Source organism: Kitasatospora sp. NPDC002040, from assembly GCF_040296785.1.
Taxonomy (GTDB): Bacteria; Actinomycetota; Actinomycetes; order Streptomycetales; family Streptomycetaceae; genus Kitasatospora.
Genome location: NZ_JBEOXV010000006.1, coordinates 56,399 through 79,412, shown reverse-complemented (window position 1 = coordinate 79,412; position 23,014 = coordinate 56,399). Strand labels below are relative to the sequence as shown.

Below are 23,014 nucleotides of genomic sequence, written 5' to 3'. Positions count from 1 at the left end.
CCGGTCACAGGTGTTGGGCGATCGCGGGCATCAGGTCCTGGAAGGTGCGGCCGTCGGCGGGGGCGCCGATCGCGACCAGCTGCCAGCCGCTGCCGACCCGGTGCACCTTGGCCATGATGTGGGCGGTGCAGCGGGCGCCGCCGGTGAGGGTGTAGCGGGCCAGCTCCTGGCCGGTGGTCTCGTCGACCAGGCGGCAGAAGGCGTCCTGGACCTCGGCGAAGGTCTGGCCGGTGAAGGAGTTGACCGTGAAGACGATCTGGTCGACCTTGGCGGGGACCTTGGTGAGGTCGACCAGGATCGACTCGTCGTCGGCCCCGGTGCCCGCGCCGCCGGTCAGGTTGTCGCCGGTGTGCCGGACGGAGCCGTCGGTGCTGGTGAGCTTCTGGAAGAAGACCACGTCGACCGACTGCCCGCCGGCGAAGAGCACGGCCGAGGCGTCCAGGTCGATCTCCCGGGCCATCAGTTTGGCGAGGAAGCCCTTGCGGGGCGCGGCCCGCCAGCCCAGGCCCATCCGCACCACGGAGAGTGCGCCGCCGTCCGCCTTCTGCAGGCTGATCTGCTGACCCTTGGCCAGGTTGACGCTCATGCTCGTCTGCTCCTTCGGGAGGCCGGCCGGGTGCGCCGGGTCAGTGCGGCTGCGGGGTACGGCGGTGGTGGGCCGGCCGGGTGCGGCCGGCCCACCGGTGGAGCCGGTGTCAGAGAGCGACGCCGAAGTCCTGGGCGATGCCGGCCAGGCCGGAGGCGTAGCCCTGGCCGATGGCGCGGAACTTCCACTCGGCGCCGTTGCGGTAGAGCTCGCCGAAGACCATCGCGGTCTCGGTGGAGGCGTCCTCGGAGAGGTCGTAGCGGGCGATCTCGGCGCCGCCGGCCTGGTTCACCACTCGGATGAACGCGTTCCGGACCTGGCCGAAGTTCTGCTGCCGGTTCGGGCCGTCGTAGATGGAGACCGGGAAGGTGATCCGCTGGATGTCGGCGGGCACGCCGGCCAGGTTGACCTTGAGCTGCTCGTCGTCGCCCTCGCCCTCGCCGGTGCGGTTGTCGCCGGTGTGCTCGACCGAGCCGTCCGCGCTCTTCAGGTTGTTGAAGAAGACGAAGTCGCCGCTGGAACGCACCTTGCCCGACGCGTCGAGCAGCAGGGCGCTGGCGTCCAGGTCGAACTCGGCGCCGGTGGTGGTGCGCACGTCCCAGCCGAGACCGATGATGACGGCGGTCAGGCCGGGGGCCTCCTTGGTCAGGGAGACGTTGCCGCCCTTGCTGAGGCTGACGCCCATGGTTCTCCTTGAAGTCGTGTGGTGCTGACGGAGCATCGAATCTACAACAATGTAGAACTCGTTCGAAGGCTCCGCGGTTCCCGTGTTCGCGGTGGTCGGAACGGTTCGCCAACGGTCCAGCGGGCGCGCCGGGGACGGGCCGTTAGGATGGGCGGCCGCTGTCGCACGGGCGTGGCGAAGTCGTGTCAGGAGGGGCGCCGTGGCGCACAACGGGTCCGTTCCGGACCAGTCCGACCGGCCCCCGAGGCGGGCCCAGGGGGAGCTGGAGACCCAGGTCCTCCAGGTGCTGAACCGGGCCGGCGAGCCGGTGTCGGCGATGTGGGTGCAGGAGCAGTTCGAGGACCTGACCTACTCGACCGTGATCACCATCCTGACCCGGCTGCACGACAAGCTCGCCGTCACCCGGGTCAGGGACGGCCGGTCCTACCAGTGGTCGCCGACCGCCGACGGGGCCGGCCTGGCCGCGCTGCGGATGCGCCGGATGCTGGACGGCGAGCGGGACCGGCAGGCGGTGCTGGCCAGCTTCGTGACCGCGCTGTCGGCCGACGACGAGCAGCTGATCCGCGGCCTGCTGGGCGAAGGCGTCCCACAGCCCGGGGCCGGCGGCGGGGGCTGATCCGGGGATGGGCGTCTTCGTCTTCCTGCCGCTGGTCCTGCCGCTGACCGCGCTGCCGATCGCCAGGCTGGCCGAGCAGCACCTGCACCCGAGGGCCGCGACCCGGCTGCTGACCGTGATCGGCGCGATCCTCGGCCTCTCCAGCACGCTCTGCCTCGGCCTGCTGGGCGTGGTGGGCACCGCCCAGATCCCCGGCAACCCGCTCCCCGACGCCTGGGCCGACCCGGAGGTCCGGGCGGCCGTGCCGTACGACGAGGCGGTCGGCACCGGGGCGATCGTGGCCCTGGCGGTGGTGGTGACCGCCGCGCTCACCACGGCGTGGCGGCAGCTGCGGGTGCGGTCCGAGGCCCGGGCCGCGCTGGCCGCGGTGCCGTACGACTCGCACCGGCCGGACGTCGCGGTGCTGCCGGACCGGGAGGCGTACGCGTACGCGGTGCCGGGCCGCAGCGGGCGGATCGCGGTGTCCACGGGGATGCTGGCCTGCCTGGACGAGGGCGAGCGGCGGGCCCTGATCGCGCACGAGCGGGCCCACCTGAGCGCCCGTCACCACCGCTACCTGCTGACCGTCCGGCTGGCGGCGAGCGTGAACCCGTTCCTGCGGCCGCTGCGCGAGGCGGTCGCGTACGGGACCGAGCGGTGGGCGGACGAGGAGGCGGCCGGGGTGGTCGGCGACCGGCGGCTGACCGCGCGGGCGGTCGGCCGGGCCGCGCTGGCCGCGCCCCGCGCGGTGCCGGCGGGGCTGGCCGGCTTCGCCGCGCCCGGCCCGGTGCCCCGGCGGGTCGCCGCCCTGCTGGCACCGGGCCCGGACGCCCGGGCCTGGCCCCCGGCCGCCAGCCCGGCCGGACTGGCGGCGCTGGTGGCGGCGGCGGGCACCACGATCTCGGCGGTGTCCGCGCTGAACGCCTCGATGGCGCTGCTGCTGATCCTGCACGCGGCGGGGGCCGCGCCGACGAACGGGCTGCTCTGACCCTGCTGCTGACCTGGTGTCACCCCGGGCGGCCCGGCCGCGGCCGAATCTCTACAGTGCTGTAGATTCGCGACCTGCAAGGTCGGTCGCCGGGCGCTCGGAGCCCGGCCGTTCACCCCAGGAGGGACATCGTGGGAGTCTCGCTCGCCAAGGGCGGCAACGTCTCGCTCACCAAGGAGGCCCCCGGCCTGACCGCCGTACTGGTCGGCCTCGGCTGGGACACCCGCACCACCTCCGGTGCGGACTACGACCTGGACGCCAGTGCGCTGCTGTGCACCGAGAGCGGCCGGGTCCTGTCCGACCAGCACTTCGTCTTCTTCAACAACCTGAAGAGCCCCGAGGGTTCGGTCGAGCACACCGGCGACAACCTCACCGGCGGCGGTGACGGCGACGACGAGCAGATCAAGGTCGACCTGGCGGCCGTGCCCGCCAACGTGGCCAAGGTGGTCTTCCCGGTGGCGATCTACGACGCGGACAACCGCAAGCAGAGCTTCGGCCAGGTCCGGAACGCCTTCATCCGCCTGGTCAACCAGGCGAACGGCCAGGAGATCGCCCGCTACGACCTGTCCGAGGACGCCGCCGGTGAGACCGCGATGGTCTTCGGCGAGCTCTACCGGCACGGCGAGGACTGGAAGTTCCGCGCCATCGGCCAGGGCTACGCCTCCGGCCTGCGCGGGATCGCCCAGGACTACGGCGTCAACGTCTGACGGGGCTTCGGCACACCGGGGCCCGCCGTCGGGCGGGCCCCGGGCCCGAACTCCGGCCCGAACTCCGGCCCGAACTCCAGCCCGGGCAGCCGCTCGCGCGAGTCGCGGTCGAACAGCGTGACCGAGGCGGCCTCCGGGACGGCGGCCGCCCCGGTCGCGGCCAGCGCGTGCAGCAGCCGGTCCAGGCCCCGGTGGTGGCGGGCGAACACCCGGCGCGGGGCCCGGCGGCCGCGCGCGTGCTGTCCGGCCAGGGCGTCGGCGGCGCTGACGTCGAGCAGCACCAGGTGCAGCTCACGGCCCTGCCGCCGGAGCGAGCGGGACAGGCGGCGCCGGATCCACGGCCGGCTGCCGCAGTCGTGCACCAGCAGCGGCCGCCCGGTCCGGGCGGCCGCGCACAGCCAGTGGAAGTGCCGCAGCCGGGCCCACGGCCGGTAGACCGGGTACGGGAGCCAGCCGGGCATGACGCCCTCGCAGGCGACGTGGGTGACCCGGGGGTCGACCACCTCGGCGGCGGCGGACCAGCGGTTCAGCGCGGTGCTCTTCCCGCTGCCGGGGACGCCGGACACCACCAGCACCGCCCCCGGCGGGTAGCGCAGGATGCCGGGGACGGGCCCCGTTCCGCGCAGGTCGACCAGGCCGAGCGGGCTCAGCGAAACGGGCGGGGCCGGGGGTATGGCGGTGGGCAACGTGCGCTCTCTCCAGCGATTCCGGTGCGGTGGGCGGTACTGCGGCGGGTGGTGCTCAGGTCCCGCTCGACGGGAGCAGCACGATCCGGTCCGGGTCGAACGGGACCCACTGCGGGCCCGCGCCGCCCCGGACCGCCCGGACCCGGCACCAGGAGCGGCCGTCCGGCGCGTCCCACCAGCCGTTGATCCGGCCGATCTGCCAGCCGTCGTAGGGTTCGTCGCCGACCAGCAGCTCGACCGGCTGGTAGGCGGGGCGGACCTCCTCGGGCGGTGGCTCGAAGGCGGTGCCGGTGTGCTCCTGCTGGCCGCGTCCCATCGCTCCCCCTGGTCGCCGTGCGGTGCCGGGGTGGTGCCCGGCTCCTCGGCGCACGACTCTACAGGCCTGTAGAGAACGGGGTGCCCGTTCCCCGCACCGGCGCAGCCCGGCTGGGGCGAGGCTTTGCCATTCATTTACACTCCTGTAGACCAGCCCGCTGCCGGGCTGTCCGAACCCGTTCCAGAAGGAGCCGCAGTCCCCGCGATGGACGAACCTCCCAGTTCCCGCCGTGCCATGCCCGTCCTGACGCTCACTCAGCCAGGTGCGGGGGTGGCACGGTGACCGAGGTCCTGCTGCTCCTGCTGGCCCTGGCGCTGACCCTCGCCTGTGCGGTCTTCGTCGCCGCCGAGTTCTCGCTCACCACCGTCGAGCGCGGTGAGGTGGAACGGGCCGTCGAGGCCGGTGAGCGCGGCGCGCCCGGCGCGCTGCGCGCCGTGAAACGCCTCACCTTCCAGCTCTCCGGCGCCCAGCTGGGCATCACCGTCACCAGCCTGGTGATCGGCATGCTGGCGGAGCCGTCCGTCTCCGCGCTGCTGCGCGGACCGCTGGAGGCGACCGGCCTGTCGACCGGGGCGGCCGAGAGCGTCGCGCTGTTCCTGGGCGTGCTGCTGTCCACCGTGGTGCTGATGGTGGCGGGTGAGCTGGTGCCCAAGAACTGGGCCATCTCCCGGCCGCTGGCCGTCGCCAAGGTGGTCGCCACCCCGCAGTACCTGTTCTCGGCGGCGTTCTCCCCGCTGATCGGCCACCTGAACAACACCGCCAACCGCGTGGTGCGCCGGCTGGGCCTGGAGCCCGCCGAGGAGCTGGCCTCCGCCCGCACCCCGCAGGAGCTGATCGCGCTGGCCCGGCACTCCGCCCGGGAGGGCGCGATCGAGCCGGACACCGCCGACCTGTTCGTCCGGGCGCTGCGCCTGCGCGAGCTGACGGCGGAGAACGTGATGACCCCCCGGGTGGACGTCCAGGCCCTGGAGGAGCACGCCACCGCCGCCGACGTGGCCAACCTGACCCGGGCCACCGGGCTCTCCCGCTTCCCGGTCTACCGCGACACCATGGACCAGGTGGTCGGGGTGGTGCTGATCCGGCACGCCCTCGCCGTCCCCGCCGCCGAGCGGACCGTGCGCCGGGTCTCCGCCCTGATGACCGCGCCGCTGCTGGTGCCCGAGACCCTCACCGTCGACCGGCTGCTGGACCGCCTGCGCGGCGAGGAGAGCCTCGCCGTGGTGATCGACGAGTACGGCGGCACGGCCGGCATCGTCACCCTGGAGGACATCGTCGAGGAGGTGGTCGGCGAGGTCCGCGACGAGCACGACCCGACCGAGATCCCCGACCTGGTCTTCCTCGGCACCGGCCCCGACGGCCGCCGCCAGTGGGACGCGGACGGCATCACCCGCACCGACCAGCTGGACGCGATCGGCCTGACCGTGCCGGACGGCCCGTACGAGACGCTGGCCGGCCTGATCGCCCATCAGCTCGGCCAGATCCCGGTCCCCGGCGACAGCGTCGGGATCGACGGCTGGACGCTGCTGGTGGAGAGCGTGGACCACCACGTCGCCGAACGGGTGCGGATCACCGCGGCCGAGCCGCCGTCCGACCAGGACTCCGACGACCGCCATGGGGACGCCCGATGACCGCCCTTCAGCTCCTGCTCGGCCTGCTCACCCTGGTGACCAACGCCTTCTTCGTCGGCGGCGAGTTCGCGCTGATCTCGGTCCGGCGCAGCCAGATCGAGCCCCGGGCCGAGGCGGGCGACCGCCGGGCCCGGACCGTGATGTGGGGTCTCGAGCACGTCTCGGCCATGCTCGCCACCGCCCAACTCGGCATCACCGTCTCCTCGCTGGTGCTGGGCGCGGTGGCCGAACCGGCCATCGCGCACCTGCTGGAACCGCTGTTCCACAGCGTCGGGGTGCCGGTGGCGCTGACCCATGTGATCGCCTTCGCGATCGCGCTGACCGTGGCGACCTACCTGCACATGCTGCTGGGCGAGATGATCCCGAAGAACATCGCGCTGGCCGCCCCCGAGCGGGCCGCGTACCTGCTGGTGCCGCCGCTGGTCGCCACCACCCGGGCGCTGCGCCCGCTGGTCTTCTCGGTCAACGCCTTCGCCAACAGCCTGCTGCGGCTGCTGAAGGTCGAACCCAAGGACGAGATCGGCTCGGTGTTCACCGAGGACGAGCTGGCCCGGATGGTCAAGGACGCCTCGGACGCCGAGCTGCTCAGCGCCCGGGACACCGAGCTGCTGCAGGACGCCCTGGAGCTGGGCTCCCGCCCGGTCTCCGAGGTGGTCACCCCCAGCGCCGAGGTGGTCTTCGCGGACAGCACCACCACCCCGGCCGAGCTGGAGGACCTGGCCGCCCGGACCGGCTTCTCCCGCTTCCCGGTGCTGCGCGAGGACGGCCGGGTCTCGGGCTACCTGCACATCAAGGACGCCCTGGATCAGGACACCGACCGGGACCAGCCGTTCTCGGCCCGGGCCCTGCACCCGATCGCCCGGGTCACCGAGGACACGCCGCTGGACGACGTGCTCACCGCGATGCGCCGCTCCGGCACCCACCTGGCGGCGGCCGTCGCCGCCGACGGCAGCGCGACCGGCCTGGTCACGTTGGAGGACGTGCTCAAGGAGCTGGTCGGGCCGGCCCCGACGGCGGGCTGAGGCGGGCTCAGGCGGGCGGGGTCAGCCCGCCAGGTGCCGTTCGAGCGCGCCGACGACGAGTCGGTGGTCGTCGCCCTGGGGGAGCCCGGAGACGGCGACGGCCCCGACCACGCCGACCCCGGCGACGGTGACCGGGAAGGCCCCGCCGTGGGCCGCGTACCGGTCGGGGTCGAGCCGGGAGCTCTGCTCGAAGCTGCTGCCCCGGGCGGTGAACCGCAGGCCGACCAGGTAGGAGGAGCAGCCGTACCGCTCCACCGTGCGGGTCTTGCGCCGGAGCCAGGCGTCGTTGTCCGCGCTGGTGCCGGGCAGGGCGAAGTGGAACAGCTGCTGGGCGCCGCGCCGGATGTCGACGGTCACCGGCGCGGCCTGCTCCCGGGCCAGCTCCACCAGCGTGCCGCCCAGCCGCCAGGCGTCCTCGTTGGTGAAGTGCGGCAGCACCAGGCGGCGCTCCTGCTCCTCGATCAGGGCGACCAGCTCGGCGGCCTCGGCCGGGGTCATACCAGCACCTCCTCGGCGGCGGCGACCTCCACCGTGCGGCCGGTGGCGGCGGAGCGGCGGGCGGCCTCCAGCACGCCCAGCACGTACACCGCGTCCCTCGGGTCGACCGGGGCCGGGGTGCCCTCGTGCAGCGCGGCGGCCACGCCGGTGTAGAAGGCGGGGTAGGCGCCGGGCAGCGAGGGGTACGGCTGCGTCTGTTCCAGGGTGCCGAGGGTGCCCCAGTCGGCCTCGGCCACGGTGCCCCAGCCGGCCGCCGGGCGCCGGCCCGCGCGCAGCGCCGCCTCCTGCGGGTCGAGCTGCGGGGCGGTGTAGGCGGACCGGTCGCCGAGGACGCGCAGGCGCGGGCCCGGCTGTCCGGCCAGGGCGCTCATCCACAGGTGGGACCGCACGCCGCCGGTGTGGGTCAGCGCGACGAACGCGTCGTCGTCCACCCGGGCACCGGGGCGCCGGACGTCCACCTCGGCGTACACCGAGCCGACCGGGCCGAAGAGTTGGACGGCCTGGTCGACCAGGTGGCTGCCGAGGTCGAAGAGCGTCCCGCCGGTGCGGACGGCCTCGGGGTGCTGCCGCCAGTTGACGGCCACCTCGGTCCGCCAGCGCTCGAAGCGCGACTCGAACCGGTGCACGCTGCCCAGGCTGCCGTCGGCGATCAGCTGCCGGGCGGTGCGGAAGTCGGCGTCCCAGCGCCGGTTCTGGAACACCGTCAGCAGCAGGCCGAGCCGCTCCGCCTGCTCGACCAGTGCGAGCGCCTCGGCGGCGGAGCCGGCCAGCGGCTTGTCGACCACGACCGGCAGACCGGCCGCGAGCGCGGCCGCGGCGACCGGGACGTGGGTGTGGTCGGGGGAGGCGACCACCACCAGGTCCAGTGCGGCGGGGTCGGCGAGCAGGGCGTCGACGTCGTCCACGGCGAGGGCGTCCGGGTGGTCGCGGTGCAGCTCGGCCCGGCGCTCCGGGCTCGCGGTGACCACGGAGTGCAGCCGCAGCCCCGGGGTGGTGGCGATCAGCGGGGCGTGGAACGCGGCCCCGGCCAGGCCGTAGCCGACCAGTCCGACGCGCAGGGCAGTGGGGTCCGTGAGGTGGAGGCTCATGGCATCCAGTTAAGCAACGCTGTTGTCTAAGTGCAACCGGGGCAGCGGGGCAGAATGGCGGGCATGAGCGCAGCGCACGTCGGCACCAACCTCACCGGCCTCCGGGACCACAACACCGCCCTCGTGCTGCGCCTGCTCCGGGCCGCCCCCGACGGCAGCAGCCGGGTGCAGCTGGCCGAGGCCACCGGCCTCACCCCGCAGGCGATCAGCAAGATCGTGGCCCGGCTGCTGGCGACCACCCTGGTCGAGGAGGGCGGGCGGGGCGCCTCGACCGGCGGCAAGCCGCGTACGGTGCTCCGGCTGCGGGCGGACGCGGGCTTCGCGGTCGGCGTGGAGCTGGACCGCAGGGAGGCCACCGTGCTGCTGGTCGACCTGACCGGCGCGGTCCGCCACCAGGTCGTGATCGGCCGCGGCCTGGCCGACGAACTGCCGCGCGACCTGGTCGAGTTGATCGCGAACCGGATCCGCGAAGCGGCCCGGACCGTTCCGGTCGGCGGTGACCTGCTCGGCGTCGGGGTCGGCTGCCGGGGGCCGCTGGACCACGCCAACGGCGTGCTGCACCGCCCGGCCGGGCTGCCCGCCTGGGACAACTTCCCGCTCCGGTCAGCGCTGGCCGCCGAGTTGGACGGACTGCCGGTCCGACTGGACAAGGACACCAACGCCGCCGCGCTCGCCTGCGCCGCCCCGGGACACACCGCCTACCTCCACCTCGCCGACGGCCTCGGCGCCGGCCTGCTGCTGGACGGATCGCTCTACCGCGGCGCGCGGACCAACGCGGGCGAGTTCGGCCACCAGATCCTCCAGCTCGACGGCCCCCCGTGCAGCTGCGGCGCCCGCGGCTGCCTGGAGGCCCTGTGCCTGGCCGCCCTCGCCGCGGGCGACAGCGCGACGGCGGCCCGACTGCTGGCGGTGGGGGCGGGCAACCTGGTCCAACTCCTGGACGTGGACCGGATCGTGCTCGGCGGACGCACCGTCCACGCCGACCCCGGGCCCTACCTCCGGGCGGTCACCGCCGAGCTCGCCGACCGCTTCCCGGACCGCTCCTGGCAGCACACCTCGGTCCAGCTCACCCCCGCCGGCCCGGCGGGCGTGGCGATCGGCGCCGCCGAACTCGTCCTCGCCCCGCTCTTCGGCCGCGCGGTCACCGGCGTCGCGTGACCGGCGGCTTGACGACAGGCCCTAGGGTGGCGCCCATGCGTTTTTCCGTGCTCCCGCCTCCCGCCGTCTGACGCGGGTCGCCACTGAGGCCGGCGCGCCGGGCCCACGGGCCTGACGCGCGGGTCGGTCGTGCCCGCACACGCGAGACCACGACCGCCTCCCGCATCCGGAGAACGCACCAGTGTCCCGAACCGTGCTTGAACCCGCCCTGTCCGCCGCGACCCGCCGCCTGCCCGTGCGGCGCGGCCTCGCCTGCCTCGCCGCCGCCGGTGCCGCCTGGGGCACCACCGGAGCCGTCGCGGACCTCGTCCACCGGTCCGAAGGACCGGGCCCGACGGCCCTGTCCTTCTGGCGCCATGCCGGCGGCTTCGCCCTGCTGCTGGCCGTGCACCTGCTGCGCCGTTCCACCCGCTCCACCCGTCCCGTCCGCGCGGTGCGGCGGCCGCAGGCACCGCGCCGGCGGGTGCTGCTGCTGGCGGGGACGGGCACCATGCTGGCCGTGTTCCAGACCGCCTACTTCGGGGCGGTCGAGCAGACCGGGCTGGCCGTCGCCACCATCGTCACCCTCGGGGCCGGACCGGTGCTCACCGCCGTCGGCAGCCGGCTCCTGCTGGACGAGCGGACCGGCCGCCACGGTCTCCTGGCCGTGCTCGGAGCGCTGGCCGGGCTGGCGGTCCTGGTGCTCGGCAACGGGGACGGCGCGGTCCGACCCGGGGGCGTGGCACTGTCGTTGCTGTCCGCCACCGGGTACGCCGCGGCCACGCTGCTGGCCCGCTGGACCGGCCGCCACGGCGTCGGCGAAGCCCCGTTCGGTCTGACCATGTGGTCCTTCGCGATCGGCGCGGTGCTGCTGCTGCCGCTGGCCCGGCAGGAAGGGCTGCTGCCGCACACCGACCACCCGGTCCGGGTGCTGCTGTTGCTGACGTATCTCGCCGTCGTCACCACCGCGCTGGCCTATCCGCTCTACTTCGCCGGGGCGGCGGTGGTGCGGGCGACGACCGCGTCGGTGGTGATGCTGATCGAGCCGGTCAGTGCGACCGTCCTCGCGGTGACGCTGCTCGGTGAGCGGCTCACGGCCGCGACGATCGCGGGCACGCTGCTCCTGCTGTCGTCCGTGCTCGGCCTGGCGCTGGCGGAATCCCGGCTCGCACAGGCCTGATCAACCGTCACATCCGGCTGCCGCCCCGCTCCGTGAGCCGTCGCCGGCGGTTGACACGGCGTCGGGGCGGCACTAAAACTCACACTGTACAGATTGAGCTCGTGCCGCTGTTCTCCTGTCCTGCCCAGCCCGAGAAGAGGGCTTCTCAGCCATGACCGCAATCATTTCCCGACCGCCCGCGACCGCCTCCCGGCCCCGGCGCGGCTCCCGTTTCAGCTGGACCGTGATGCTGCTGCTGTCGGTGGCGATCACGGGATACTCCGTCGGCCAGTACGCGGCCGGCAGCCTCCAGGACCTCGCCGCCGACCGGGTCGGCCTCGCCACCACCTACGCGGACCGGCCGTTCGCGGTCCAGATCGCCTTCTACGTCCACATCACCACGGCCGGACTGGCCCTGGCCGTGGGCCCGTTCCAGTTCGTCCGGGCGATCCGGCGCCGCTTCCCCCGGGTGCACCGCTGGATCGGACGCGGCTACGTCACCGCCGTCGGGATCGGCTCGGTCGCGGCGCTGGTGATGTCGTTCTTCAACTCGGTGGCGTTCGCCGGGTTCTTCGGCTTCGGCACCCTCGCCGTGCTCTGGGGGTGGACCACCTGGCGCGGCTACCGGGCGGCCCGCGCGGGCGACTTCGCGAGCCACCAGGCCTGGATGATCCGCAGCTTCGCGCTGACCTTCGCCGCACCGACCCTGCGGCTCTGGTTCGGCGTGCTGATCCTGGTCCAGGTACTGGCGGGCGGGGCCGCCGGGGGCGACGTGGACCACCTGGTCCGGCAGGCGTACGCCGCGGTGCCGTTCCTGTGCTGGCTGCCCAACATCGTGGTGGCCGAACTCATGATCCGGCGCCGCGACCTCCCTGGCCTGCGGTTCGTCGCACCGGAGGCGGTCTGACCACTCGTGAGGGGCGGGCTGGCTGTGCGGGATCCGTTCGTGCCAGGATCCGTGCCATGACCCAGCAGAGCCGCCGCACCCGTACCAGCTACCACCACGGTGACCTCCGGGCGGCTCTGATCCGGGCAGGCATCGAACTGGCCCGCACCGGTGGGCCGGAGGCGGTCGTCCTGCGGGAGGTCACCCGGCTGGTCGGGGTCGCGCCCAACTCGGCGTACGGCCACTTCAAGACCCTGGCCGCGCTGAAGTCGGCGGTGGCCCGGCAGGCACTGGGCGAGCTGGGGGCGGCGATGGCGGCGCATGTCGCCGCCGTCGCGGAGCCCGCCGAGCCGCGGGCGGCGGCGGTGTTCCACCTGGGCGAAGTCGGCCGTGCGTACGTGCAGTTCGCGCTCGACGAGCCGGGGCTGTTCCGGACCGCGATGGACGGCAACCCGTCCGGGGTCGGTACGCCCGGGGCGCCGGGCCACCAAACCGGGGCCGAGTCGGAGGGCGGGGCGCACCCCGACGCGATCCTGCTCGCCGCGCTCACCCGGCTGAGCGCGGTGGGCTGCCTGCCGGCGGCGGAGACCGGGGCGGCGGTGATGGCCAGTTGGGCCACCGTGCACGGTCTGGCCACCATCCTGCTCAACCTGCAGCCGGACCTGTCGGCCGCCGAGCGGAACGAGGCCGTCGACAGCGGCCTGCGCGTCCTGCTGCTGGGGATCACCGCCCTGGGGGCCGCCCGACTCCCTTGACCGACAAGGGAGTTGGGCGGCCCCGACGGGTCAGGCCGCGGCGGGCACCCGGGCCGCTTCGGCGGCCGCCTCGCGGCGGCGGGTGGCCAGGCGGCCGGAGAAGCGGTAGCCGCCGACCATGACGGCGACCACGGCGACGGTCTCGGCGGTGCCCCAGGCCCAGGTCGAGGCGCCGACCTGCTTGGCCGGGAGCTTCGGCAGCTTCTTGGCCGGGATGTCGGTGGCGGACTGCTCGGCCACCTTGGCCTGGTAGGCCTGGTTGCGGGCGGAGCCGTGCAGGAACGGGGCGACGAACAGCAGCGCCAGGGCGAGCAGGACCTCGACGGCCACCACCGCGGGGAAGCGGCGGAGCAGCACGGTGGTCAGCGGCCGCTGGTCACCCTCCTCGCGCAGGGCCTCGATCCGGGGGTGCAGCCAGAACTGGTTGAAGGTGCCGAGCAGCAGCAGCCCGCCGAAGATCAGGATCTTCACGCCGAGGACCCGGCCGTACATGGTGGTGACCAGCTGCGTCAGCCCGTCCACGTGCGCCCAGTAGAGGAACAGCCCGGACAGGGTGATGGCCGCGACGCAGCCCATGGCGGCGACGGAGAAGCGCCGGATGGTGGCCGCCCAGAAGGCGCGCCGCTCGGTGGCGGGCACCGCCTGGGGGAGGGCGAGCAGCACCAGGCCGAGCAGGCCGCCGATCCAGACGCCGCCGCCCTGGAGGTGCAGCTGCCAGACGAGGGCATCGAAGCTGCCGCGCCCCCAGTCGGCGGGCGGCTTGGCGGGGAACTTGGTGGCTCCGAGCGCGACCGCGGCGGCCAGCAGGCCCGAGCCCAGCAGCCAGCCGCGGGCCCGGCCGGCCGCGACCGAACGGACCGTCAGGGGGGCGGCCAGCGCGGCCGCGAGCAGGGAGCCGACGACCTCGATCCCGGCCAGGCGGCCCGCGTTGGTGCCGTCGAAGAGCGCACCCCAGGCGGCCGAGTAGTCGTAGCCGTGGCTGCTGGAGGCGCCGTGGGCCGCGTCGGTGAGCAGGGCCGGGACGGCGAGCACCCCGAGCACCGCGCCGGCCAGGGCGAGCCGGGCGGTGACCACGGGCAGGGCGAGCGGTGCGGTGCGGGCGGCGGCGGGAACGGCGGCGAGCAGCGCGAGGGCGAGCAGGCCGACCGATCCCATCAGGGTGACCCAGACGGTCCAGGTCACGGCACTGTCGACGAAGGGGCCGAGCGGGGTCGAGGGCGCAGCCCCCGCCAGGGGCGTCAGGGCATGCGGAAGCAACAGCGGGGGCACGGGGGCCTGCCTCACTAGAAAGGGGGGAACGGGAGCCTTAGGTTAGCCATGCCTAAGTACTGCTGCAAGCCGTTGTGCAGCACCGGTTCGAGCCCCGACGGGATGGCCGGAAACCGGCGGATCCCACCCCCCCCCGCACCCCCGCTCAGTAGCGAGAACGCTCGTTCGTATGCCTGGCCGGCCCGCCCGTCGTACCGGCGGCGCGGGCGAGGTGTCCCAGGTCACGGGCACCGCACGGGTGCCTCGGATGCGAGCGGCCGCGAACGACGGTGGGGCGGCGACCGAAGTCGCCGCCCCACCGCTCACGTCATGACGCCGGATCAGGCCGCCGGGGCCGGGTAGGTCGGGTACTCCACGCCGGAGACGTGCTGGACCACCCGGATGACCTGGCACGAGTAGCCGAACTCGTTGTCGTACCACAGGTAGAGGATCGCGTTGTCGCCCTCGACCTTGGTGGCACCGGCATCGACGATCGAGGCGTGCCGCGAGCCGATGAAGTCGCTGGAGACCGCGTCGGGCGCGTTGGTGAAGTCGATCTGGCGCCGCAGCGGCGAGGTCAGCGACACCTCGCGGAGGTGGTCGAGGACCTCCTCGCGGGTGGTCTCCCGGGCGAGCTGCAGGTTGAGGATCGCGATCGAGACGTCCGGCACGGGCACCCGGATCGAGCTGCCGGTGATCTTGGCCTTGAGGTCCGGCAGCGCCTTGGCGACGGCCGAGGCCGCACCGGTCTCGGTGATCACCATGTTCAGCGCCGCCGAGCGGCCGCGGCGGTCCGAGCTGTGGTAGTTGTCCAGCAGGTTCTGGTCGTTGGTGTACGAGTGGACGGTCTCCACGTGGCCGCGCAGCACGCCGTACTCGTCCGCCATCGCCTTCAGCGGCGGGACGATCGCGTTGGTGGTGCAGGAGGCGCAGGAGATGATCTGCTCGTCCGGCTTGACGGTGTCGTGGTTGACGCCGTGCACGATGTTGGGCACGTCGCCCTTGCCGGGAGCGGTCAGGACCACCTTGGCGATACCGGGGCGCAGGTGCTTCGACAGGCCCTCGCGGTCACGCCACCGGCCGGTGTTGTCGATCAGGATGGCTTCCTTGATCCCGTACGCGGTGTAGTCCACCGTGGTCGGGTCGTCGGAGTAGATCACGGTGATCTCGTGGCCGTTGGCGACGATCCGGTTGTTCGCCTCGTCGACCGTGATGGTGCCGTGGAACTGGCCGTGGATCGAGTCGCGCCGCAGCAGCGAAGCACGCTTGACCAGGTCCTCGCCGCCGCTGTTGCGGACCACGATGGCCCGCAGCCGCAGGCCGTTGCCCGAGCCTGCCTTCTCGATCAGCAGGCGCGCGAGCAGGCGGCCGATCCGGCCGAAGCCGTACAGCACGACGTCGCGCGGCTCGCGGCGCTCCAGCTTGTCGGGACCCGTGGCGCCGGCCACCGCGCGGGCGGTGAACTCCTCGACCGAGAGCCCGTGGTCGTCGGCCGCGTAGGTCGCGGCCAGCATGCCGATGTCTATCTGGGAGGGGCCCAGGTCCAGCGTGGTGAGCGCGTGCAGGAAGGGCAGCGTCTCGGTGACCGAGAGCTCCTCACCGGCGATCTGACGGGCGAACCGGTGGGTCTTGAGGATGCTGACCACCGACTTGTTCACCAGGGAACGGCTGTGCAGCAGGACCGTGACGTCCCGCTCCCGGTGCAGTCTCCCGATGATCGGGATCATCGACTCCGCGATCTCCTCGCGGGTCTTCCAGTTCGTGAACACGTCCTCATTGACAGTCACAGGTCCATCTTTCGAGCTAGGAGGGTTGCCTCCATGTTAGCCAGGGTTCACCCCGAGCCTTGAGGCGGACCCCTGCTGACCAGTGCCGATGGACCGACCTCTGCCACCCGCCGGCGGGCAGGGATCCGACGGGACGCCGCTGTTGGACCTGCGCACCGCCGTGATCCTGGTGATCGGCCCGAGCGGCGACTCTCGGGGCAAGATCGCATACTGACTTCATGGCTGACAAAACGACTTCAGCGGGCCCGTCGACCGTGACCGTCCGGGGCAAGGACGTCCGGCTGCGCACGATCGGGATCGCCGTTCTGGCGGCGCTGGCGGTCTGGTTCATCGCCGTCAACACCGACTCGGTCGAGATCCGGCTCTGGATCTCGACCGTCACCCTGCCCCTCTGGCTGGTCCTGGCCGTCACGTTGGTGGTCGGCGCGGCGATCGGCTGGATGGTCGCCCGCCGCCGGGCCAAGGCGTAGTCACCCGGCAGGCCCGGGCGTACCGGGCTCGTCCTGCCGACCGGTCGGGTGCGGCTGGGAGAGGGCATCGGTCGGGGAGGTTGGGTCGCGGCGCCGGCGGAAGGCGTAGACGGCGGACGCCGTGTTCCGGCCGGTCACCGCGAGGCCGGCGGCGGCCGCGCCGAGCAGCAGACCCTGCCAGTCGCCCCCCAGCGCCTCCAGCACGGCTCCGGCCGCACTGACGATCAGGCAGGCCGGGGCGTATCGGATGCGGCGCCGGAACTCGACGTCGTGCGGGGCGGCTGCCGCACCGGTCAGGACGCCTGCGCAGCAGACCAGGCCGAGGGCCGCGACCAGGGCGGGCGGCGAGTCGGTGGCCTCCGCCAGGAGGTGGGCCGCCGCGAAGGCGGTGACGACCGTGGCGGCGGCGGTGACGATATGGGCGAGCAGCAGTCGAGGCCCGGTGACGGACGGGGCCTCGGTCCGTCTCCCCGGCTCCGGTGGGAGCAGCGGCAGTGGGCCGGGCGCCCGGTCCGGCCGCCGGCGCGGAAACGCCAGGAACGCGCCCCCGAGCACGCCCCCGAGCAGGGCGCCCCCGATCACCACGCCGCGGACGTACGGGGCGCTTCCGCCCGGGAGGGCCGTCGGGAACCAGGCGGCCGTGACGGACACTCCGTACGCACCCGCCCACCAGGACGCGGCCCGTGGTCCGCACAGGGCGTCGCAGGCGAGGCCGAACAGGGCGAGCGCCAGGACCGACAGGGCCGCTGTCAGTGCGAGGCCGAGCCCGGGCGAGTCGGTGAGCGGACTCCACCACATGGTGCGCAACTGCTCGTTCCGGCTCCCGTACGTCTGGCTCGGGTGGAGTGCGACCCCGGCGGACAACCCCGCGAACAGGCCCAGGGCGAGCAGCGCCAGCCGCCCCGTCACGGCGCGTCCACCGCGCGCACCGCGCCACGCGGTGACCGTGTGCCGGACGCCGGCCCCGAGGACCGCGCCGGTGGGCAGGAGCAGGGGGAGCGCCAGCCAGGTGTAGACCGGGCGCAGCGTGTCGACCTCCAGGAAGCCCAGGCGTCCGCCGGTCAGCATGATCTCGAAGCTGTCGCCGAGCAGCAGGTTCACGGCCAGCAGGGCGACACAGCCGGTCAACGCGGCGTCCCAGAAGCTGAGTTCCCCGGCGAGGGCGGGGTGGCGCAGGGCCGCCCGGCGGCGCCGGAGGGCGGGGTGGGTGCCGAACGGCAGACCGTCGCCGTCGCGTCCGGCGGCCAGGTCGACGAAGAAGGTGTCCAGGCTGCGCCGCCGTTCCTCCCCCTGACCCGTTCGGTCGGCGCTGCCCCGGACGGCGAACGCGTCCGCGTGCAGTTCCCTGGACTGGAGGAAGGCGTTCCGGGCCGCGTACAACAGGCAGGCCAGCATGGCCAGGTGGAACGAGAGCCGCCCCAGGTAGGTACCGTCCCCGGCGTCACCCGACACGGCGAAGCCGAAGGCGGCCACGAGCAGGACCAGGAAGGCGCCCCACAGTGCGGTGATGCCCTGGGTGGTGTCGAGGTCGCGGTGGCGGATGTGGCCGAGTTCATGGCGGACGACCACCTCGAAGCCGGCCCGGTCCTCGTCGAAGCGACGCTCCATGCCGGTGGCGAGCTCGATGTGCCGCCGCCGCCAGTGCCCGAAGGCCACGGCGTTCGAGGTGTAGTCGTTCGGGTTCAGCCACACCCCGTGGACGGAGACGCGGGCCTCGGCCGCCAACCGGAACACCGCCTCGGCGAGGTCGGGCCGGTAGCCGGTTCCCGGTCGCAGTCTCAGCAGGCGGTGGAAGAGGATCTGCCAGTACGGGCCGAGCCAGTACAGCACGAGGCCCCCCACTCCCAGGATCCCCAGCGCGAGGCCCACCCGGAACTCGCCCCGGGGCACCGGGGGCGTGGGGCAGTGCTGCGCCAGGTACCGCTGCAGGGCCGGTCCGTCCTCTCCCGCCACCTGTCGCGGGGGCCAGACCGGGACCTGGAGCAGGATCTCGCGCTCGATCGGGGACATCGGCAGGGTCAACTGGTACTGCCTGACCGCACCCGGCCAGCACATGCTGTACGCCATGCCGGCGGTGTCCTCCCGGCTGGTGGTGGCCGGGAAGGCGATCGTGACCGCCGCGGCCATCAGGGCGACACCGAAGAGGAGGGCCCGGACGAACACGTCAGCCCCCGTCCGCCGCCGGACCGCTCCCGTCTCCGGCCGGGTCCCCGGCCGGGCCGCCGCCTCCGCCCGGAGTGGGCTCATTGGGGCCGAGGGCCGCTACCTCCGAGGCACCTGCGGCCAGCACGCGGACCAGCTCGGCCAGGACGGAGTCGGCGATCTGTTCCGCCCGCTGGCGGTCGGACACGTGGCGCAGGGCGCCCGACAGGGCCGCCGCCCGCCAGCGGACCAGCTCCGCCGCGGTCGGTGCGGGCGCCGCTTCCGCCGGCGGCAGGGCCGGTGCGGCGGGCTCGGGCGGCTCCGCCTCGGCCTGCTGTCGACGCCGCGGCACCCGGTTCGCCAGGCGCGAGGCCAGCCGGCTCATCCACTGGGCCGACATCGTCCCGAACACTCCGGCCGCCGCCGACAGCGCTGCGGGTGTGACCACGTCGGTCGCCAGCCCCACGATGTCGATGGACAAGGGCCTGCGGCGCCGCAGCCGGGGACGGAAGTGGCTCCGGGCCCGCCGCTCGAACAGCGGCAGCTCCTGCGGGGCGACCTCGGCCACCACCAGCTCGGCCAGTGCCCGCGCGAGCCGGCGGCGTTCCGCGTCGGCCCGCCACTGCCCCATGAATCCGGCGCTTCCGGACGGTTCCGCAGTCGTCATGAGTGTGCGCCAACCCCCCGTTGCGGCATCAACCCCCGTTGCGACGCCGCGAATTCGGACGGATGCGTCGCCACGTGCCGTCAGTATGGACCCGTGCTCCCGCCCTGTCCGGTGATCGGCGTGAATCAGGCCGTTCGGTCCACCTCCGGATCGGCCGGCACGGTGCCCCCAGGGTCCGCTCGTTCTCGGCCGTCCTCGTCACAGGCCCACGATCAGCTGGATGCAGACGATCTTCACCAGGATCGCCAGGGCGAACAAGGTCGAGTAGCCCGTGTTCACCCGGGCGTCCGAGGAGCGGGTGTTGGCGTACGCGGTGATCGCCGGGTTCCCCACGTAGCCGGCCAGCAGGCCCATCGTCCGGGGCCGGCTCTGGCCCAGCAGGCGCGCCGCCAGGACCATCAACGCGTAGCTCAGCAGCGCGCTGATCAGCAGGACCACCAGCAGCTTCAGACCGAACAGCGAGAACGCGTTCTGCCGGAAGGCGTAGCCCGAGGTCAGGCCGACGCACGCCAGGAAGAGCAGCAGGCCGATCTGGCGCAGGGTCAGGTTCGCCCGGGTGGGCAGCGTCCACACCAGCGGCCCGGTGCGGCGCAGCCAGCCGAGGAACATCGCCATCAGCAGGGGCCCGGCCGCAGTTCCGAGCGAGAGGGTGGCCGAGCCGACGGTCAGGCTGGGGATCCCGATCAGGAAGCCCAGCGCGAGGCCGATGCCGACGCTGATGGCGTCGACCTCGCTGACCTTGGCCTCGGTGTCACCGAGGTACCGGCTGACCTCGTCGGAACGTTCGCGCGGCATCACCACCCGGACGCGGTCGTCGAGTTGGAGGCGCAGGTCGTTCTGCGCCAGCAGTTCCCGGTCGCCGCGCCGGACCCGCGAGACCAGCGCGCCGAAGCGGTCGGCCAGATCGAGGTCGGCCACCGTGCGTCCGGCCAGATCCGGGTTGGTGAGCAGCACCCGGCGGTAGTCGATCCGGTCGCGGCGGTCCAGCAGGTGCTCGTCGGCCAGGTCGCCGAGGGCGGCGACGGCGGCCCGTACCTGGTCGGGGCCGCCCACCACGACCACCCGGTCACCGGGCGCCAGCCGCCCCACCCCGGACGCCACCTCCGGCTGCCCGCCCGCCCGTTGCACGACGCTGGCCAGCACCCGGCCCTGGGCCGCGCCGGGTACGTCCGCCCAGTCGGCGCCGTTGCGGACGGCCACCGTCACGGTCTCCAGGCGGCGCGGCAGGTCCTCGCCCGGATCGCGCCGCCCCGGCCACGAGCGGACGGCGGCGAGCCCGGCGATGAACAGGATGGTGACCACCACCGCCAGCGGGTAGCCGATGGCGTACCCGACGGCCGGCTGCGCGGGGTCGGCGGAGGCCGCCTGCGCCGCCGCCAGCCCCGGGGTGGTGGTGCTGATCCCGGCGAAGCCGCCCGCCAGGTACGGTCCGCTGATCCCGAAGACCCGGTTCCCCAGCAGGCCGACCGCCACAGCGGTGACCACCAGGGAGACCACCGCCCCGGCCATGACCGCGAGTTCGGGTCTCAGCTCACGGAAGAACGCGGGCCCGGACTCCAGGCCCACGGTGTAGACGTACAGGGCGAGCCCGAGCACGGACACCCCGGCGGGCACGGCGGGGCCGATGTCCGGATCGAGCGCTCCGACCAGCAGGCCGACGAACAGCACACCGGCGGCGCCCAGCCGGATCGGACCGAGCCGGGCCAGGCCGAGCAGGGAACCTGCCGCGATCACCGCGAAGACCGTCACCCACGGGTGATCGGCGAAGAACTGCCACATGGCACCCACTCAGCCACGCAGGCGTGCCCCGGACCAAGCCCCTTGGGACATTCGGCGCAACCCCGTCGCCCGGACGGGGCACCGGCAGCACCGCCGTCGGCCGCCTGCCACCAGCGCACCCGCCCGGCGCCGCGCGCGTCAGTCGCCGGGGTGCGCCATGGCGTCGATCGCGATCGCGGCGGCCAGCACCGTGGCGTGGTCGGCGCCGGGCCCGATGTTCAGCCCGTAGGTGTCGCGCACCCGGAACCACTTCTTCGAGACCTCGGCGACCTTGATGCCGTCCCGTTCGATCGTGTACTCGTGGTCGACGATGTTGCCGTGCACCGAGAGGTCGCCGCCGTCCTCCTGCTTGATCCGCCAGCGGTCCCGCAGCGGGCCGATCAGGGCCTTCTTGACCAGCGCGATCCGCTTCCCGTCCGCGTCCTCGATCTCCATCGAGTCCTTGATCCGCAGCGGCCGGCCCTGCACCTTGGCGACCCGGTGGCCGTCGCGGTCCTCGATGGCGTACGTCCGGCGCATCCGCAGCGCCTTCCCGTTGACCTTGTAGACGTGCTCGCCCGCCTCGTCGTCGATCCAGTAGTCGTTGCCGATGGAGATCATCTTCTGCTGCATCCGGTAGCGGGTGACGCCTTCGCCGTTGTCGAAGGCGTCGTTGGCCCGATGACGGGCCCGTCGTTCGTCGAACATCGTCGGTGTCCTCTCCTCGGCGGTTCCCGCCTTCCTACCGCCGATCGGATCAGGCCGCGCGCTGTGCCGGCATCCGGGGTGCGCGCGGGTCAGTGCGGTACCGAGGGCTGTGGTGGTGACGGCGGCGCCCGGCTTTACTGGGGTGGCGTACTCACGGTCTGCCTGGGAAGGAGCTCCGCAGTGAACGGTGCCGGTCTGCTCGTCGATGCGTTCGGCCGGGTGCGGGAGGTCGTCCACGAGGCGGTGGCCGGGCTCGGGCCCGAGGAGCTGGTGGCGCGGCTCGACCCGCAGGCCAACTCGGTGGCCTGGCTGATCTGGCACCTGACCCGGATTCAGGACGACCACGTGGCCGACGTCGCGGGCACCGAGCAGCTGTGGACGGCCGGTGGCTGGCACGAGCGGTTCGGCCTGCCGTTCCCGGTCGGTGCCACCGGCTACGGGCACACCGCCCGTGACGTCGCCGCGGTCCGGGTGGAGTCCGGGCGGCTGCTCACGGGGTACTACGACGCCGTGCACGAGCACACCCTGGCGTACCTGCGCGGGCTCGGCGGCCCCGCGCTCGACCGGATCGTGGACGAGAGCTGGACGCCGCCGGTGTCGCTGGGCGTGCGGCTGGTCAGTGTGGTCTCCGACAGCCTCCAGCACGCCGGCCAGGCGGCCTTCGTCCGGGGTGTGCTGCGGCGGCGCTGAAACGTCCCGGGCTGTCCGATCACCCAGGGGACGGGGCTCCGGCTGGTGTGCGGGACCAATGCCCCGCCGGTGCGCCGCCGGGTTGAATCTCTTCCAGGGCCGCACCCGCAGATCCGTTCGAGATCCGCGGCGCGGCTCCGGGCGGTCCACTGCCGGACCGCCGGGAGCCGTACCCCTGCGGGGGTGCGGGAGCCCACGACCGGCCTGTGCCTCCTCAAGCGCGCCGGTCGGAGGCTCCCGCGCCCCACCCGCCGGAGGCAGCCCCGGTGGCGGCGCCGTGCTCCGCGCGGATCAGTCCAGTTCCAGCACGGCGACCGTCTGGCCTCCGCTCAGCTCGCCGGTCGGCCGGAAGCCGAGCCCGAGGTAGAAGCCCTCCGGGCCGTCGGGGCCGGGGTGCCAGGTGACCACCAGGCGGGTGCCGCCCCGGCGCCGGATCTCCTCGGCCACGGCCTGCACCGCGAAGCGGCCGTAGCCCCGGCCCTGTTCGCCGGCCGCGATGTTGAGGCGCCAGAGGCCGGAGCGGAAGTCGGTGCCCTTGCCGTCCCAGTCGATCTCCAGGAAGGCCATCAGGAACCCCACGGCCCGGTCGCCGTCCAGGATCAGCCGCGGCCACGCCACGCCCGGGTGCACGTAGGCCTCGGCGAGGGACTTCACCACCGGCTCGACCAGGTGCTCCTGGTCCGGACGGACCGTCAGGGCGACGGCGGCGTCGAGGTTGTCGGGGGTGATCTCGGCAAGGCGGAGGAGAGAGGGCATGGCTGCACCCTATGAACGCACCGCAACTGCTTTTCCGGCTCCGGCCCCGCTC

General features: G+C 73.7%; 24 protein-coding genes. 11 read left to right on the top strand and 13 right to left on the bottom strand.

The features are described from left to right. Nucleotides 1–4: 4 nt before the first annotated feature. Together ABT118_RS17400 and ABT118_RS17395 are read right to left on the bottom strand one after the other, a co-directional pair. Nucleotides 5–586 carry a TerD family protein gene (locus tag ABT118_RS17400; protein ID WP_350669387.1) on the bottom strand — a complete coding sequence of 194 codons (582 nt, stop codon included), beginning with the start codon at nucleotides 584–586 and terminating at the stop codon, nucleotides 5–7. Between the two features lie 109 nt (nucleotides 587–695). After that, on the bottom strand, nucleotides 696–1,271 hold the full coding sequence (locus ABT118_RS17395) for a TerD family protein (protein ID WP_350669385.1): 576 nt from the start codon (nucleotides 1,269–1,271) through the stop codon (nucleotides 696–698). A gap of 199 nt (nucleotides 1,272–1,470) precedes the next feature. Between ABT118_RS17395 and ABT118_RS17390 the strand changes: the two genes are divergently transcribed. The 3 genes from ABT118_RS17390 to ABT118_RS17380 all read left to right on the top strand — a co-directional run bounded on the left by ABT118_RS17390 (nucleotide 1,471) and on the right by ABT118_RS17380 (nucleotide 3,561). Then, the gene (locus ABT118_RS17390; RefSeq protein ID WP_350669384.1) at nucleotides 1,471–1,887 is read left to right on the top strand and encodes a BlaI/MecI/CopY family transcriptional regulator; all 417 of its coding nucleotides are present in this window, start codon (nucleotides 1,471–1,473) and stop codon (nucleotides 1,885–1,887) included. Between the two features lie 7 nt (nucleotides 1,888–1,894). Next, complete coding sequence (locus ABT118_RS17385) at nucleotides 1,895–2,854, top strand: M56 family metallopeptidase (protein WP_350669381.1); 960 nt, start codon at nucleotides 1,895–1,897, stop codon at nucleotides 2,852–2,854. 131 nt (nucleotides 2,855–2,985) lie between these two features. Further along, a complete protein-coding gene (locus ABT118_RS17380; protein ID WP_350669379.1) occupies nucleotides 2,986–3,561 on the top strand; it encodes a TerD family protein in 576 nt (191 codons plus the stop codon). On the opposite strand, the gene ABT118_RS17375 is transcribed toward ABT118_RS17380, so the two are convergent. Together ABT118_RS17375 and ABT118_RS17370 are read right to left on the bottom strand one after the other, a co-directional pair. Continuing rightward, the gene (locus ABT118_RS17375; RefSeq protein ID WP_350669377.1) at nucleotides 3,543–4,247 is read right to left on the bottom strand and encodes an AAA family ATPase; all 705 of its coding nucleotides are present in this window, start codon (nucleotides 4,245–4,247) and stop codon (nucleotides 3,543–3,545) included. The two genes, ABT118_RS17380 and ABT118_RS17375, sit on opposite strands and share 19 nt — an antisense overlap. Before the next feature lie 55 nt (nucleotides 4,248–4,302). Beyond that, nucleotides 4,303–4,563: a hypothetical protein gene (locus ABT118_RS17370; protein WP_350669375.1), complete on the bottom strand. Its 261-nt coding sequence runs from the start codon at nucleotides 4,561–4,563 to the stop codon at nucleotides 4,303–4,305. Nucleotides 4,564–4,841: 278 nt separating this feature from the next. Here ABT118_RS17370 and ABT118_RS17365 point away from each other — a divergent pair, with 278 nt between their 5' ends. Together ABT118_RS17365 and ABT118_RS17360 are read left to right on the top strand one after the other, a co-directional pair. Further along, nucleotides 4,842–6,191, top strand: a complete 1,350-nt coding sequence (locus tag ABT118_RS17365; protein WP_350669373.1) for a hemolysin family protein — start codon at nucleotides 4,842–4,844, stop codon at nucleotides 6,189–6,191. Next, a complete protein-coding gene (locus ABT118_RS17360; protein ID WP_350669372.1) occupies nucleotides 6,188–7,213 on the top strand; it encodes a hemolysin family protein in 1,026 nt (341 codons plus the stop codon). Before ABT118_RS17365 ends, ABT118_RS17360 begins: the two co-directional genes overlap by 4 nt. Before the next feature lie 21 nt (nucleotides 7,214–7,234). On the opposite strand, the gene ABT118_RS17355 is transcribed toward ABT118_RS17360, so the two are convergent. Together ABT118_RS17355 and ABT118_RS17350 are read right to left on the bottom strand one after the other, a co-directional pair. Further along, nucleotides 7,235–7,711 carry a heme-degrading domain-containing protein gene (locus tag ABT118_RS17355; RefSeq protein WP_350669371.1) on the bottom strand — a complete coding sequence of 159 codons (477 nt, stop codon included), beginning with the start codon at nucleotides 7,709–7,711 and terminating at the stop codon, nucleotides 7,235–7,237. Further along, a complete protein-coding gene (locus ABT118_RS17350; RefSeq protein ID WP_350669369.1) occupies nucleotides 7,708–8,799 on the bottom strand; it encodes a Gfo/Idh/MocA family oxidoreductase in 1,092 nt (363 codons plus the stop codon). The genes ABT118_RS17355 and ABT118_RS17350 overlap by 4 nt, the downstream gene beginning before the upstream one ends. 63 nt (nucleotides 8,800–8,862) lie before the next feature. Here ABT118_RS17350 and ABT118_RS17345 point away from each other — a divergent pair, with 63 nt between their 5' ends. The 4 genes from ABT118_RS17345 (at nucleotide 8,863) to ABT118_RS17330 (ending at nucleotide 12,736) form a co-directional block, all read left to right on the top strand. Further along, complete coding sequence (locus ABT118_RS17345) at nucleotides 8,863–9,957, top strand: ROK family protein (RefSeq protein ID WP_350669367.1); 1,095 nt, start codon at nucleotides 8,863–8,865, stop codon at nucleotides 9,955–9,957. Between the two features lie 193 nt (nucleotides 9,958–10,150). Further along, a complete protein-coding gene (locus ABT118_RS17340) occupies nucleotides 10,151–11,116 on the top strand; it encodes a DMT family transporter (protein ID WP_350669365.1) in 966 nt (321 codons plus the stop codon). A 151-nt stretch (nucleotides 11,117–11,267) separates the two neighbouring features. Next, the gene (locus ABT118_RS17335; RefSeq protein WP_350669363.1) at nucleotides 11,268–12,002 is read left to right on the top strand and encodes a DUF2306 domain-containing protein; all 735 of its coding nucleotides are present in this window, start codon (nucleotides 11,268–11,270) and stop codon (nucleotides 12,000–12,002) included. Nucleotides 12,003–12,058: 56 nt separating this feature from the next. Beyond that, entirely contained in the window at nucleotides 12,059–12,736 is a 678-nt protein-coding gene (locus ABT118_RS17330; RefSeq protein WP_350669362.1) for a TetR/AcrR family transcriptional regulator, read from the top strand. Between the two features lie 30 nt (nucleotides 12,737–12,766). Here ABT118_RS17330 and ABT118_RS17325 read toward each other — a convergent pair whose 3' ends face one another. Beyond that, nucleotides 12,767–13,918, bottom strand: coding sequence for a CopD family protein (locus tag ABT118_RS17325; RefSeq protein WP_350669358.1), 1,152 nt, complete (start codon nucleotides 13,916–13,918; stop codon nucleotides 12,767–12,769). A 407-nt stretch (nucleotides 13,919–14,325) separates the two neighbouring features. Then, nucleotides 14,326–15,771, bottom strand: a complete 1,446-nt coding sequence (locus tag ABT118_RS17320) for a glyceraldehyde-3-phosphate dehydrogenase (protein WP_350669357.1) — start codon at nucleotides 15,769–15,771, stop codon at nucleotides 14,326–14,328. A 218-nt stretch (nucleotides 15,772–15,989) separates the two neighbouring features. Between ABT118_RS17320 and ABT118_RS17315 the strand changes: the two genes are divergently transcribed. Further along, complete coding sequence (locus ABT118_RS17315; RefSeq protein WP_350669355.1) at nucleotides 15,990–16,241, top strand: LapA family protein; 252 nt, start codon at nucleotides 15,990–15,992, stop codon at nucleotides 16,239–16,241. Here the strand turns inward: ABT118_RS17315 and ABT118_RS17310 are convergent, their stop codons facing one another. The 4 genes from ABT118_RS17310 to ABT118_RS17295 form a co-directional block, all read right to left on the bottom strand. Continuing rightward, on the bottom strand, nucleotides 16,242–18,404 hold the full coding sequence (locus tag ABT118_RS17310) for a M48 family metalloprotease (RefSeq protein ID WP_350669354.1): 2,163 nt from the start codon (nucleotides 18,402–18,404) through the stop codon (nucleotides 16,242–16,244). It abuts the gene before it with no gap. A 1-nt stretch (nucleotide 18,405) separates the two neighbouring features. Then, nucleotides 18,406–19,014: a hypothetical protein gene (locus tag ABT118_RS17305; protein ID WP_350669352.1), complete on the bottom strand. Its 609-nt coding sequence runs from the start codon at nucleotides 19,012–19,014 to the stop codon at nucleotides 18,406–18,408. Nucleotides 19,015–19,248: 234 nt separating this feature from the next. Next, nucleotides 19,249–20,829, bottom strand: coding sequence for an aspartate:alanine exchanger family transporter (locus ABT118_RS17300; RefSeq protein WP_350669350.1), 1,581 nt, complete (start codon nucleotides 20,827–20,829; stop codon nucleotides 19,249–19,251). Between the two features lie 138 nt (nucleotides 20,830–20,967). After that, nucleotides 20,968–21,516 carry an LURP-one-related/scramblase family protein gene (locus tag ABT118_RS17295; protein ID WP_350669348.1) on the bottom strand — a complete coding sequence of 183 codons (549 nt, stop codon included), beginning with the start codon at nucleotides 21,514–21,516 and terminating at the stop codon, nucleotides 20,968–20,970. 180 nt (nucleotides 21,517–21,696) lie between these two features. On the opposite strand from ABT118_RS17295, the gene ABT118_RS17290 reads away from it, so the two are divergent. Then, nucleotides 21,697–22,206 carry a mycothiol transferase gene (locus ABT118_RS17290; protein WP_350669347.1) on the top strand — a complete coding sequence of 170 codons (510 nt, stop codon included), beginning with the start codon at nucleotides 21,697–21,699 and terminating at the stop codon, nucleotides 22,204–22,206. A 291-nt stretch (nucleotides 22,207–22,497) separates the two neighbouring features. Here ABT118_RS17290 and ABT118_RS17285 read toward each other — a convergent pair whose 3' ends face one another. Continuing rightward, nucleotides 22,498–22,962 carry a GNAT family N-acetyltransferase gene (locus tag ABT118_RS17285; RefSeq protein WP_350669345.1) on the bottom strand — a complete coding sequence of 155 codons (465 nt, stop codon included), beginning with the start codon at nucleotides 22,960–22,962 and terminating at the stop codon, nucleotides 22,498–22,500. Nucleotides 22,963–23,014 lie beyond the last annotated feature (52 nt).

What these genes read in the sequence shown, in the direction of transcription:
- ABT118_RS17370 (WP_350669375.1), bottom strand. Translation starts at nt 4,563, where the DNA reads ATGGGACGCGGCCAGCAGGAGCACACCGGCACCGCCTTCGAGCCACCG.
- ABT118_RS17295 (WP_350669348.1), bottom strand. Translation starts at nt 21,516, where the DNA reads ATGTTCGACGAACGACGGGCCCGTCATCGGGCCAACGACGCCTTCGAC.
- ABT118_RS17300 (WP_350669350.1), bottom strand. Translation starts at nt 20,829, where the DNA reads ATGTGGCAGTTCTTCGCCGATCACCCGTGGGTGACGGTCTTCGCGGTG.
- ABT118_RS17395 (WP_350669385.1), bottom strand. Translation starts at nt 1,271, where the DNA reads ATGGGCGTCAGCCTCAGCAAGGGCGGCAACGTCTCCCTGACCAAGGAG.
- ABT118_RS17305 (WP_350669352.1), bottom strand. Translation starts at nt 19,014, where the DNA reads ATGGGGCAGTGGCGGGCCGACGCGGAACGCCGCCGGCTCGCGCGGGCA.
- ABT118_RS17315 (WP_350669355.1), top strand. Translation starts at nt 15,990, where the DNA reads ATGGCTGACAAAACGACTTCAGCGGGCCCGTCGACCGTGACCGTCCGG.
- ABT118_RS17345 (WP_350669367.1), top strand. Translation starts at nt 8,863, where the DNA reads ATGAGCGCAGCGCACGTCGGCACCAACCTCACCGGCCTCCGGGACCAC.
- ABT118_RS17335 (WP_350669363.1), top strand. Translation starts at nt 11,268, where the DNA reads ATGACCGCAATCATTTCCCGACCGCCCGCGACCGCCTCCCGGCCCCGG.
- ABT118_RS17400 (WP_350669387.1), bottom strand. Translation starts at nt 586, where the DNA reads ATGAGCGTCAACCTGGCCAAGGGTCAGCAGATCAGCCTGCAGAAGGCG.
- ABT118_RS17355 (WP_350669371.1), bottom strand. Translation starts at nt 7,711, where the DNA reads ATGACCCCGGCCGAGGCCGCCGAGCTGGTCGCCCTGATCGAGGAGCAG.
- ABT118_RS17385 (WP_350669381.1), top strand. Translation starts at nt 1,895, where the DNA reads ATGGGCGTCTTCGTCTTCCTGCCGCTGGTCCTGCCGCTGACCGCGCTG.
- ABT118_RS17285 (WP_350669345.1), bottom strand. Translation starts at nt 22,962, where the DNA reads ATGCCCTCTCTCCTCCGCCTTGCCGAGATCACCCCCGACAACCTCGAC.
- ABT118_RS17350 (WP_350669369.1), bottom strand. Translation starts at nt 8,799, where the DNA reads ATGAGCCTCCACCTCACGGACCCCACTGCCCTGCGCGTCGGACTGGTC.
- ABT118_RS17360 (WP_350669372.1), top strand. Translation starts at nt 6,188, where the DNA reads ATGACCGCCCTTCAGCTCCTGCTCGGCCTGCTCACCCTGGTGACCAAC.
- ABT118_RS17330 (WP_350669362.1), top strand. Translation starts at nt 12,059, where the DNA reads ATGACCCAGCAGAGCCGCCGCACCCGTACCAGCTACCACCACGGTGAC.